Source organism: Pseudomonas sp. Pc102, assembly GCF_018408275.1.
Classification (GTDB): domain Bacteria; phylum Pseudomonadota; class Gammaproteobacteria; order Pseudomonadales; family Pseudomonadaceae; genus Metapseudomonas; species Metapseudomonas tohonis.
The window spans coordinates 524616-536937 of the sequence record NZ_AP021905.1; the positions used below are offsets into that span (position 1 = coordinate 524616).

9 protein-coding genes are annotated in these 12322 nt (G+C 65.2%); 5 read left to right on the top strand and 4 right to left on the bottom strand.

Translation table 11 applies throughout. The features are described from left to right. Positions 1-3: 3 nt before the first annotated feature. Positions 4-1212 (bottom strand): EAL domain-containing response regulator, encoded by a 1209-nt coding sequence (locus PHLH3_RS02485; RefSeq protein ID WP_213628051.1) that lies wholly within the window; start codon positions 1210-1212, stop codon positions 4-6. Between the two features lie 167 nt (positions 1213-1379). Between PHLH3_RS02485 and PHLH3_RS02490 the strand changes: the two genes are divergently transcribed. From PHLH3_RS02490 to PHLH3_RS02500, 3 genes are all read left to right on the top strand, one after another. Next, entirely contained in the window at positions 1380-2015 is a 636-nt protein-coding gene (locus tag PHLH3_RS02490; RefSeq protein ID WP_213628053.1) for a response regulator, read from the top strand. Between the two features lie 301 nt (positions 2016-2316). Further along, positions 2317-3051, top strand: coding sequence for a fimbria/pilus periplasmic chaperone (locus PHLH3_RS02495; RefSeq protein ID WP_213628055.1), 735 nt, complete (start codon positions 2317-2319; stop codon positions 3049-3051). 167 nt (positions 3052-3218) lie between these two features. Beyond that, entirely contained in the window at positions 3219-5771 is a 2553-nt protein-coding gene (locus tag PHLH3_RS02500) for a fimbria/pilus outer membrane usher protein (protein ID WP_244862972.1), read from the top strand. A 351-nt stretch (positions 5772-6122) separates the two neighbouring features. Here PHLH3_RS02500 and PHLH3_RS02505 read toward each other — a convergent pair whose 3' ends face one another. Continuing rightward, a complete protein-coding gene (locus PHLH3_RS02505; protein ID WP_213628059.1) occupies positions 6123-6431 on the bottom strand; it encodes a hypothetical protein in 309 nt (102 codons plus the stop codon). A 532-nt stretch (positions 6432-6963) separates the two neighbouring features. On the opposite strand from PHLH3_RS02505, the gene PHLH3_RS02510 reads away from it, so the two are divergent. After that, entirely contained in the window at positions 6964-7341 is a 378-nt protein-coding gene (locus PHLH3_RS02510) for an NUDIX domain-containing protein (protein ID WP_213628061.1), read from the top strand. A 253-nt stretch (positions 7342-7594) separates the two neighbouring features. Here the strand turns inward: PHLH3_RS02510 and gbcA are convergent, their stop codons facing one another. Then, entirely contained in the window at positions 7595-8884 is a 1290-nt protein-coding gene (gbcA, locus tag PHLH3_RS02515) for a glycine-betaine demethylase subunit GbcA (RefSeq protein ID WP_213628063.1), read from the bottom strand. 348 nt (positions 8885-9232) lie between these two features. On the opposite strand from gbcA, the gene gbcB reads away from it, so the two are divergent. After that, positions 9233-10336 carry a glycine-betaine demethylase subunit GbcB gene (gbcB, locus tag PHLH3_RS02520; protein WP_173174890.1) on the top strand — a complete coding sequence of 368 codons (1104 nt, stop codon included), beginning with the start codon at positions 9233-9235 and terminating at the stop codon, positions 10334-10336. 808 nt (positions 10337-11144) lie between these two features. Here the strand turns inward: gbcB and PHLH3_RS02525 are convergent. Continuing rightward, positions 11145-12188, bottom strand: a complete 1044-nt coding sequence (locus tag PHLH3_RS02525; protein WP_213628065.1) for a low specificity L-threonine aldolase — start codon at positions 12186-12188, stop codon at positions 11145-11147. Between the last annotated feature and the right edge of the window lie 134 nt (positions 12189-12322).

Below are 12322 nucleotides of genomic sequence, written 5' to 3' on the forward strand. Positions count from 1 at the left end.
GCGTCAGGACGAAAGCTGGGTGGTCGCCGGTGGGCGGGTATCGCCGATCCATCGACGGAAGGCCGACGCATCCATGGGCCGGGCGAAGTAGTAGCCCTGGGCCTGGACGCAACCCAGCTCCATCAACAGTGTCTTCTGCTCCAGGGTCTCCACGCCCTCGACCACCAGGGAAATACCCATCGCCTCGGCCAGGGTCACGCTGCTGCGGATGACCGCGCCGCAGCGGGGCTGGCTTTGCAGCTTGCGGATGAACGAGGCGTCGAGCTTGATCTGGCTGAAGGGCAGCGCACACAGCCGGTCGAGCGAGGAGTAGCCGGCACCGAAGTCGTCCATGGCCAGGCCGCAGCCCATCAGGCGCAGGCGCACGAGGTTCTCCAGGCTGGTCGCCGGCGCGCGCAGCAGGCCCGTCTCGGTCACCTCGAAGGTCAACCCCTCGCCGGGCAGGCCGCTGTCCATCAGTCGCCGGGCCACCCGCTCGACCATCTGCCGGTCGCCCAGCTGGATGGGCTGGATGTTGATGGCCAGCTCGACCTGGCGGCTCTCCAGCGCCAGTTCCTGCTGCACCGCGAGCCCCTGGTCCAGCAACCGCCAGAACAGGCGGTCCACCAGGCCGCTGGCTTCCATCTGCGGCAGGAACTGCGCGGGCGACAGGATGCCGTGCTGGGGATGGCGCCAGCGAGCGAGCATCTCGGCACCACGCAACGCACCATCGTTCATGTCGACCTTGGGCTGGAACCAGGCTTCGAACTCGTCGCGTTCGAAGCCTTCGGCTATTTCCGCCAGGGACGGCAGTTCGACTACCTCGGGTGATGCTGGCAACTGCTCCTGATCGGGCGCAAAGCCGCGCAGCAGGCGGGCGGCGCGGTTGATGTCGAACGGTTTGCCGAGGTCGCCGAGGAACTCTACGCCGAGACAGCGGATCATCGAGATCGTGGCCTGGCGCAGTACCGGCTCGACCGCGCTGGCGAGCATCACCGCGCGCAACAGGCCTCGCTGGCTGGCATGACGCAGGAAGGCCAGGCCATCCATGCCGGCCATGCGCAGGTCGCAGAGCACGATGTCGACACCGCCGCAGGCTTGTAGCATGGCCAGCGCCTGGTCGCCGTCCTCCGCTCCATGGATCCGGTCCAGACCCATTCTCTCCAGTGCGGCTATCGCCAGCAGGCGCTGGAAGGGTTCGTCTTCCAGCACCAGAATGCTTATGTTCTTCATCGGGTTTCGCTCGGCAGATTTGTGATGCCGGTCACGTTACTTAGGAGGCTTGGTAACGAGCTAGGCGAAGATTCCCGGAAATTTGTAGGAAATTTCATCAGTGCTTGGGCGTGGCCATGGTTGCCGTGCTTCGGCGTCGAGCCCGCGTCGCCCCGGAAGAGACCGACATGAGAAGTGCCCTGATAGTCGACGATCATCCCGTCATCCGCCTCGCCGTGCGCATGCTGCTGGAACGCAATGGCATGCAGGTGCTTGCGGAGACGGACAACGGTGTCGATGCGCTGCAACTGATCCGCCAGCATGAGCCCGACATCGTCATCCTCGATATCGGCATTCCGCGCCTGGATGGGCTCAAGGTGATCGCCCGCATCCGCGCCCTGGGGCTCGACAGCCATGTGCTGGTGCTCACCTCGCAACCCGCCGAGAGCTTCTGCCAGCGCTGCATGCAGGCGGGCGCCAAGGGATTCGTCAGCAAGGAAGAGGACCTGCAGAACCTCGTGATTGCGATCAACTCGATCAGCGCGGGGTTTTCCTTCTACCCGGCCGATGCATTGCAGGCGGGCCAGACCGCGCTGACCAGCGAGGCCGAGCTGGTCGCACGTCTGTCCAACCAGGAGCTGATGGTGCTGCAGTACCTGGCGGCGGGCCTCTCCAACAAGCAGATCGGCGACCTGATGCTGCTCAGCAACAAGACCGTCAGTACCTACAAGAGCCGCATCCAGCAGAAGCTCAACCTCGGCTCGTTGCTGGAACTGATCGAATTCGCCCGGCGCAACGACCTGGCCAACAGCACCGCTTCCTAGCCGGGCCCTCCCTGGCGAAGGGCCTCCCCTGCGTACTCCCGCGCCCTGACTTTGCGCATCCCCGGATCCGACCCCTGCCTCGTTTTTGGAGTTGACGGCCTTTTCCTGGCTTTTTGAGGATTTTTCCTACGGTTTTCCCTGGCGCTCGATGCCGGATTGCGGGTGTGTCGCTCGATATCATCCTCCCCCGGGAAAAGGCGCGCCGCCACTGCGGCCTTAGTTCCCGCCTTCCCCGCCACGAATCAGGACCAATCGCCACCCGCCCGGCCCCCCCCGGGCGGCGGCCATTCAGGAAAAACAGATGCATCCCACCGCAAGGATCACCCGATTGATCGCCGCACTCTTCATCGCCTCCTTCCTGCCGAGCGTGCAGGCCGGCATGGTGGTGAACGGCACCCGTTTCATCTATCCCGCCAAGCAGCAGGAAATCAGCGTACGGGTGAGCAACGACGGCAAGGAGCCGTCCCTGGTGCAGGCCTGGATCGATCGCGGGGACCCGTCGAGCAGGCCAGAGCAGGCCGACGCGCCCTTTTTGCTCACGCCGCCGATCTTCCGTCTCGACCCGGGCAAGGGACAGAGCCTGCGCCTGGCGTTCACGGGCGAGGCACTGCCCACTGACCGCGAGACGGTGTTCTGGCTCAACCTCCTGGATGTTCCGCCGCAACCCGCTGCGGACAGTGGCAACTCCATGCAGTTCGCCATTCGCACTCGTCTGAAACTGTTCTATCGGCCGTCCGGCTTGCCGGGCAGCGCGTCCGAAGCGGCGCAGCAGATCAGTTGGCGATTGGTGCAGAACGGAGCGGAAAGCGTGCTGCGAGCGAGCAACCCCAGCGCCTTCCATGTGTCGTTCAGCGATGTCTCGCTGAACGTCGGCGGGCGGGCGCACCAGGCCGGCGATGGGATGGTGCCGCCGCTCGGAAGCCGCGACTTCCCCCTGCCGGGCGCGGTGCAGCGGGGAGCGGCCGCCACGGTGGTGACGAAATGGATCAACGACTACGGCTCATCCATTGGGCACGAGGCGAGGCTGGAGCCGTGAGCAGGCGGCTCGTGCGCGCAAGGCGCTGACGCCCCTCGATCGTTCGCGCGCCATTCATCGATGCGCCAGGTACGACTATGAAAGCTCTTTCAGACAGGTATCCGGGATCGGCTACGCGTGGCACTCGCAGGGTGCGTCTCGCGCCCCGTGGCGGACGGCTCAAGGTCATGGCCGTGGTCCTTGCCTCCCTGGCGCTCAGCGACTGGAGCCAGGTGGACGCGGACGAAGGCGTTTCCCCGGCCCGTTATGCCGTGTTCAACCCGGCGTTCTTCGGTAGCGGTGCGGAAGAGGCCGTCGACCTGTCGCGCTTCGCCAACGCAAACGCCCTGCCTCCCGGCACCTATCTCCTGGATATCTATGTCAACCAGACCTGGAAGGGGCGGCACGAGTTGCGGGTTGTCAGCGAGGGCGAGGGCGCTGCGGTCATCCAGCGCTACTGCTTCAAGCCCGAGCACGTCGGCGCCTTCGGCATCGAGCTGGCGAACCTTCCGGACCCCCAGGCCGCTCGGCAGTCGATTACGGACAACGAGGATTGCGTCGAGCTGGATCGCCTGGTGCCCCAGGCGCAGGTCGAGGTCGATCTGTCCGAGCTGAGCGCCCACCTGAGCATCCCGCAGGCGTACCTGGGGCGACAGGCACGCGGGCATGTGGACCCCCGGGACTGGGATGCCGGCGTCACGGCCGCCTTCATCGGCTACAACGCCAGCGGCTACCGCAGCCACAGCGGCGGCGTCGGTTCGAACCAGCTGTCCCTGGGCCTCAACAACGGCCTCAATGTCGGTGACTGGCGCCTGCGCTCCAACGGCTACTACAACCGCTCCAGCCAGGATGGCGGCCCTACCCGCAGCCACTACAGCAACGCCAGCACCTATGCCCAGCGCGACCTAACCGGCCTGCGTTCGCAACTCACGGTCGGTGACTACTACACGCCTGGCGAGCTGTTCGACAGCGTGCCTTTCAGAGGCGTGCAGGTCAGTTCCGACGACCGCATGCTCCCCGACTCCCAGCGCGGTTTCGCCCCCGTGATCCGGGGCGTGGCGGAAACCAACGCCAAGGTCACCGTGCGCCAGGGGCAATCGGTGCTTTACGAGGCGACGGTGGCGCCCGGCCCCTTCAGCATCGACGACCTCTACGACTCGGGTTACTCCGGTGACATCGAGGTGACGGTGACCGAGGCCGATGGCCGCCAGCGCTCCTTCGTCGTGCCCTATGCCTCTGTGGCGCAGTTGCTGCGCCCCGGGGTTTCGCGCTTCAGCGTGACCGCAGGCGAGTACCGGGACCGCAGCCTGGACGCATCGCCAAAGTTCGTCATGGGTACCTACCAACGCGGCGTGACCAATGCCTTCACCGGCTATCTGGGCAGCATCGTGGCCGAGAAGTACATGGCCGCCCAGGGTGGTGTCGCGATCAGCAACGGGCTGGGGGCCGTCGCATTCGATGTCACCCGCTCGCATGTCGCCGAGCGTCCCGTCGCCGACTCTGCCCCCAGGAGCGGCCAGAGCTACCGGGTCACCTACAGCAAGCTGCTGGACAGCACCCAGACCAACTTCACCCTGGCTGCCTACCGCTTCTCCAGCGAGGGATATCTCGAGTTCGGCGACTACGCGCAGTCCGTCGGCAACCCCGAAAGCCGCCTCTACCGCCAGCGCAGCCGATTGCAGGCCAACATCAGCCAGCCCCTGGGTGCGAACTTCGGCAGTCTTTACCTGAGCGGGTCGGCGCAGAACTACTGGAACGCCGGGCAGCGCAGCGACATGACCTTCCAGGCCGGCTATTCCAACGGCTTCAACTGGGGAACCATGAGTACCTCGGCAGGCCGCACGCGTATGGGCTCGGGATACGAGAACCAGTACCTGCTGTCCTTCAGCGTGCCCCTGGGGCGCGATGTGCGCTCGCCCTTCCTCAGTACTTCCGTCAGCCACGCCGGCAAGCGCAGCAACACCCAGGCCAGCCTCAGCGGCGTAGCGGGCGAGCGCTCGCAGATGAACTACAGCCTCTACGGCTCGCGCAGCAGCGACCAGGGCGACCGCTCCAGCAGCGCCGGCGGCAGTGTCCATTATTTCGCTCCGGCTGCGGCACTCAACGCCAGCTACAGCGAGGGCACCGGTTACCGTCAGCAGAGCGTCGGCATCGGTGGCAGCCTGGTGGCACACCCGGGCGGGATCAACTTCACCCAAAGCCAAAGCGAAACCTTTGCTGTCGTCGAGGCCAAGGGGGCGGAAGGGGCCTATGTCAGCAACGACATGAACGCCCGTGTCGGCAGCAACGGTTACGCGGTGGTCGGCAGCCTCGCACCCTATCGCCACAACCAGGTGGTGATCGACCCGGTCGGCACCCTGCGCAATGTCGAGTTGCAGATCACCGAGCAGGCGGTGGCTCCGCGCCATGGTGCCGTGGTGATGCTCAGCTACCCGACCATCACCGGCGTGCCGGTGTTGCTGCGCATCCTTCGTGAAGATGGCCAGCTCCCGCCGCTGGGCTCCGACGTCATCGATGCTCAGGGCGTGTCCCTGGCCATGGTGGGGCAGGGGGGGCGGGCATTCCTGCGCGGGCTCCCCCGTGAGGGCGTGCTGATCGTCCGTTGGGGCGAAGGGCCGGACAAGGCCTGCCGGGTCGACTACCACCTGCCGGAGCAGGACCCGGACGACCCCAGCTACCAACAGGTCGAGGTGCGCTGCGTCACGCTCGGTGGGCGGACCGAGATCGCGCTAGCCGAATGATCCCGCCGGCCGTGCGGCTCGCCATGCCTATGCGCGGGCGCTCGGCCGGTGCTGTTGCAACCCTGGTCGGCAGGCGATCCCTCACCACTGGGTTCCGAGTCGGCGTCCCCGCCACTCGATCGCAGGCGCGCCAGCCTCATCCCGCCTCCTGGACCATCCCCGCTCGGTCTCGACCGGCGTGCAAGCAGGCGTGCCCCCGCAGGTCGATGGTCGCGGACTCCAGCTGTCGTGCCGGCTTGCTGGTCGGTCAAGCGAGTCTTTCCTGCCTTGCCGCCATGCACGACCCTGTGTGATGGCGGCTCGCAGTCCCGCGTACCGGATCGGCGTTCGCGGTGTGCTCGGCATGCGGCCTCAGTTGTAGACCACCGTGATGATCCCGGCGTCGCCCGTGCGGGACGCAATGGTGCTCATGCTGACGGAAGTGGTTTCACCCAGGCCGGCGCAGTTGCCACGCGCTCCGGGTTCCGATCGGCCGATGGGGCTGAGGCCGCTGCGGCGTCCTACATGCTCGAGCCAGGTGCTTGTAGGGGTATCGCAAAGGTCCTTGCAGATGCTTCCTACGAAAGTGATCTGTCCTAGGGCCGGTGACGCGTTTTCCGCTTGGGTCAGGCCGGCGCCGCAGATGAGGGCGAGGAGGGGAATATTCAGTAGTCGTTTCATCTCAGCACTCCTTACAGGCTGAACTGAGTAAAAATCAGATGGCTCCTACGATCCAGACTTTGGCGATCCGGATTTTTTGTAGGTTCTAACTGTAGGAGCCTGATGGTTTCGCATTATCCCCGTCCTTTGGCGCGAGGCTGTGAACCCGGTCCGGTTCGGTGGTGAGTCGGACTAATCCGACCTACAAACTTCCTTGTGGCACGTGGGATACTCGACCATCCGCTTTGCCGAAATTTCCGCCGGGCTTCCGGTCTTTCTGCACATCCACGCCTCGTTTCCTGCCGGCTTTTCGCGGGTGCCTTCACTTGAAGCACGGGCCGGGTTCGCCTGCCACGGTAAATAGACCGGGAATCTTCCCCGGAAGGCCCTGTTCCAAGCCTCTGCGCGAGGCAAATATCGCCAAGGGCGCCTAACGTTAGATACAGGCGCGTCCTCGTGTGGGGGCCAGCCTTGTCTGGCGCCCTTCTTGCTTTGGTTACGAGGGTTTTCGTGACCGTTCCGGTCTTTCGATGCAGTGGCAGGGGGTGAGCAGATGGGCAGGGCAATCAAAGAACGGGCGACCGTCATCTGCCGCATGGAAGACAAGATCCTCTTCGTGCGCAAACCCAAGTCGAAGTGGACGTTGCCAGGCGGCCGGATCGAGGCGGACGAAGCGCCCGGGCAGGCGGCGTTCCGCGAACTGGTGGAGGAGACCGGGCTCGCGGTCGAGACCCTCGACTACATCGCGCCCCTGGAGCTGTACACGACCCTTCACTACGTTTTCGAAGCGCCGATGCCGGAATCCCAGCAGCCCACGCCGCTGAACGAGATCGCCGACTGCCGCTGGTTCTCCGTCGAGGACCTGGGCAAGCGCAGCATCAACAAGGCCATCCGCCGCCTGCTCAAGACCTGCCAGCGCCCAGGCGCATAGGCTCACGCCATTTGGGAAGGCCGCTCGTGTCCTGCTCCGTGCCGGTTTCCCGGGCCGTCGGGGCCTGCTGGCCTGGCGTGGTGCGCGCGGGGCCTGTGCAAAAAAAGCCCCCGCCAGGGCCGACGACCTGGTGGGGGCGAGTGTGTCCCTTGCGGGACCTCAGTGTGTTGCCTCGTGGCGCCGTCCCTTGCGACAGGCCAGCGCCGTGTAGAGGGTGAGCAGCAGGACGAACCCGAGGCTCAGGCTCATCGCCTTATTCGCCGACCTGGCGCAGGCGGGTGGCGGGGACGTCGCCCAGGTTGTTGAGCAGGCGCTCGCTGTACCAGTCGAGGAAATTGATCACGCCGAACTCATAGGTCTTGGAGTAGGGCCCCGGCTGGTAGGCGGTGGAATTGATCCCGCGCTGGTTCTCCTCGGCGAGGCGGCGGTCCTGGTCGTTGGTCGCGTCCCACACCTCGCGCAGGCGCGCCACGTCGTAGTCCACGCCTTCCACCGCGTCCTTGTGCACCAGCCACTTGGTGGTGACCATGGTTTCCTGCGCGCTGATCGGCCACACGGTGAAGACGATCATGTGATCGCCCATGCAGTGGTTCCAGGAGTGCGGCAGGTGGAGGATGCGCATGGAGCCCAGGTCCGGGTTCTTGATGCGCCCCATGAGTTTCTTGCTGCCCTGCTTGCCGTCCATGGTCATTGACACGGTGCCCTGCAGCAGCGGCATGCGCACGATGCGGTTGCGCAGGCCGAAGCTGGCGTGGGCATAGGGGATCTTCTCGGCGTCCCAGGCGGTGGTGCAGGCGGCGACCTGGTCCTTGAAGGCCTGGCTGGCACGCGGGTCGGTGACGTCATCCCATTCCAGCAGGGTGTTGAGCAGCTCGGGGTGCGAGCCGTTGCAGTGGTAGCACTCGCGGTTGTTCTCGATCACCAGCTTCCAGTTGGCCTTCTCCATCAGGGTGGTCTGCACGGCCACCTTGGTGTTCTCCATGTCGTACGGCTCCATGTAATGGGCCAGGGTGGAGAGGAAGTCGTCGATGGCCGGCGGGTTCTCGGCCATGGAGATGAAGATGTAGCCGCCGGCGGTCTTCACCTTCACCGGCTTGAGGCTGTAGTCCTTCAGGTCGAAGTCGGCCCCCATCTCGGTGCCGGCGAACAGCAGGCGGCCGTCCAGCTCGTAGGTCCACTGGTGGTAGGGGCAGACCAGCTTGGCGACCTTGCCCTTGTCGCTGACGCACAGGCGCGAGCCCCGGTGGCGGCAGACGTTGTGGAAGGCATGCACCTGCCCCTCGGCGCCGCGCAGCACGATGATCGGGTTGTCGCCGATCTGCAGGGTCAGGTAGTTGCCCTTGGCTGGGATCTCGCAGGTCATGCCTGCGATCAGCCACTCCTTGTGGAAGATCTCCTGCATGTCGATCTGGAACAGGCGCTCGTCGTTGTAGAACGGCTGCGGCAGGGAAAAGCTGTGGTCGCGCTCGCGGAGCATCTCGGCGGTGGCCTTGCGCGCCGGGTCCAGCGGATCGCCCAGACTCAGGGTGGAAGTGATATCCATCGTTGACTCCTCAGTGGCGGGGCGCGCTGGGCGGCCTCCGCGAAAGTGGCTTTCGGTCGTGACGCAAGGCGGCTTCACCTCCCCTTCCGACGCTGCCGATAGCGCGCTGATAGAGGGGGGAATGTCGCTCGTTTGCTTGTGTTCGGCTGGGGCTGAGTGTGGCGTCGGGGACTGACCCGACCTTATCCATGGACGACACGGCCACATCCGTTTCCGACTCCGCAGCCCTTGGCGTTGCTGGCAGGTCGCGATAAGCATGTGAATGTCGCTGGCAGGTAAGTGGGCGCTTTTTCGCTTACGCAGAATCCGTTCCATTGGGGCCGATTTCCGGCCGCGCGGAGATGCGTTATGAGCAGCAACAGCTTCCTGAATCCGGTGACGACACAGACCTGGGCCAACGGCCGTCATCTGGTGCGCTGCGTGAAGGTCATCCAGGAGACCTGGGATGTCCGCACCTTCTGCTTCATGGCCGACCAGCCGATGGTGTTCTTCTTCAAGCCCGGGCAGTTCGTGACCCTGGAGCTGGAGATCGACGGCCTGCCGATCATGCGCTCCTACACCATCTCCAGCTCGCCGTCGGTGCCCTACAGCTTCTCCATCACCATCAAGCGCGTGCCGGGTGGCAAGGTCTCCAACTGGCTGCACGACAACCTCAAGGAAGGCGACGTCATCCCGGTGCACGGCCCGGTCGGCCTGTTCAACGCCATCGACTTCCCGGCCGACAAGGTGCTCTACCTCTCCGGCGGCGTCGGCATCACCCCGGTGATGTCCATGGCGCGCTGGTTCTTCGACACCAACGCCAACGTCGACATGGTCTTCGTCCACAGCGCGCGCACGCCGAAGGACATCATCTACCACCGCGAGCTGCGCCACATGGCCTCGCGCGTCGGCAACTTCAAGCTGCACCTGGTCTGCGAGAAGTACGACATCGGCGAGACCTGGTCCGGTTATCGCGGCTACCTCAGCCAGCCGATGCTGCAATTGATCGCACCGGATTTCATGGAGCGCGAGATCTTCTGCTGCGGCCCCACCCCCTACATGAGCGCGGTCAAGCGCCTGCTCGAAGCCAACGGCTTCGACATGCAGCGCTACCACGAGGAGGCCTTCGGCCCCACCCCGCCGGAAATCCGCGCCGAGGTGAAGGAGCATGCGGCCGAAGCGGCGGAGGCACCGGCGGTGCCGGCGGCCGACCTCAACCTGGTGGAGTTCACCAGCACCGGCAAGAGCATCCGCGTGGCGCCGGGCGAGACCGTGCACACTGCGGCCGCCAAGCTCGGCCTGCATATCCCCAAGGCCTGCGGCATGGGCATCTGCGGCACCTGCAAGGTCATGAAGACCGCGGGGGAGGTGGAGATGGAGCACAACGGCGGTATCACCGACGACGATGTCGCCGAGGGCTACATCCTCTCCTGCTGCAGCGTGCCCAAGGGTGATGTCGCCATCGACTATTGATCAGTAACTGACCGATCGCCCGCGGGCCCCGGCGCACGGGGCCCCTGGCGTTTGGCGAACAGCTTGTCCACAGGCTGGTGCACGGCTTCTGTGGGTTTGTCACCAGGCTGCGAGGCCCGGCTGGCAAGGGTTCGGCAGCGCGCGAGGCGTTGATCAAGGATTGACCGCTCGCTTGTATCCACCGTGGGCCGGGCGCTGCAGAGGGTTATGCACAGGCAGGCCACAGATCCTTGCACATAGGCTGTGCACAAGATCGCCGCCATCCCTCTGAAATCGTTCGATAAATAGCCTGTAAGCCACGCCCCACGGGGTGCAAGGCATGCAGGCGACGCTGCACAGCTTGTCCACAGAAGCCTCCACCGCAGCAGGGGACAAATTCAGGCATGGCGTTGCCAGGCTGCATGTGTCGCATCCGGGCTGCCCCAGGCGCCACGCGGCCTGCAGCGCTGCTCATTATCTGATCGATTCCCTGCAGCGGCCGTACCCCGTGGCCTGCAGCCTCTTATCCACAGGTTGCCTACAGATCGCCGCACAGAAATTGTGCGCCGAATATTCATAACGCTTTGAATACGCTCATAAAACGACCTGTTCTGCACAGGTGCCGTCCTGCCTGGCGCCTGGCCGTCGCTCTACAGCTTGTCCACAGGGTGATGCACCGAAATCGAGGATAAGCCGCGGCCTGAGGATATCTCTGGCGGAACCTCATCCAGGGTGTGGGGCGCGTATGTAGAAAGGCGCCCGCTTTCGCGGGGCGCCTCGGACGGAGGGAGGGGGAGTGCGGCCCAGGGCCCCGGGCCGGAGGGAGGTGTCAGGTGTTGGCCATGGCGGCGCGGATGTCGGCAGCGAGCTCGCGCACGCGCTCCTTCTCGGTATCCCAGGAGCACATGAAGCGCGCGCCGCCGGCCCCGATGAAGGTGTAGAAGCGCCAGTTCCGGGCGCGCAGGTAGTCCAGCGCCGGCTCGGACATCTGCAGGAACACGCCGTTGGCCTCAACCGGGAACATCAGGCTCACACCGGGCACGTCCGCCACCAGTTCGGCCAGCAGTTGGGCACAGCTGTTGGCGTGCCGGGAATAGTGCATCCAGGCATCGTCCTGCAGCAGGCCGACCCAGGGGGCGGAAAGGAAGCGCATCTTCGAGGCCAGCTGGCCGGCCTGCTTGCAGCGGTAGTCGAAGTCCTCGGCCAGCTCGTGGTTGAAGAACAGGATGGCCTCGCCCACCGCCATGCCGTTCTTGGTGCCGCCGAAGCAGAGCACGTCGACGCCGGCCTTCCAGGTCAGTTCCGCCGGGGTGCAGCCGAGGAAGGCGCAGGCGTTGGAGAAGCGCGCACCGTCCATGTGCAGGCGCAGGCCCAGCTCCTTGCACACGGTGCTGATCGCGCGCACTTCCTCCGGCCGGTACACGGTGCCCACTTCGGTGGCCTGGGTCAGCGTCACCACGCGCGGCTTGGGGTAATGGATGTCCTGGCGCTTGAGGGCGATCTCGCGTACCGCCTCGGGCGTCAGCTTGCCCTGCTCGGTGCGGGCCAGCAGCAGCTTGGAGCCGTTGGAGAAGAACTCCGGCGCGCCGCATTCGTCGGTCTCGACGTGGGCCGTCTCGGAGCAGATCACGCTGTGGTAGCTCTGGCACATCGAGGCGAGGGCCAGGGAGTTGGCGGCGGTGCCGTTGAAGGCGAAGAACACCTCGCAATCGGTCTCGAACAGCTGGCGGAAGTGATCGGCGGCGCGTGCCGTCCACTGGTCGTCGCCATAGGCGCGCTCGTGGCCGCGGTTGGCCTCGGCCATGGCGGCCCAGACTTCGGGGCAGATGCCGGAATAGTTGTCGCTGGCGAATTGCTGGGTCTGGTCGGTCATCTCGGGTCCTTGGTCCTGTCGCCCGGGTCCCCGGCAGGGGCAGGCGGATGGGAACTAACTTTACGACAGGATGGACGCCCGCAAATGACTCCAGGCGACATCCTTTTTAAACCAGGCGCTGTCCACGGTCCGGT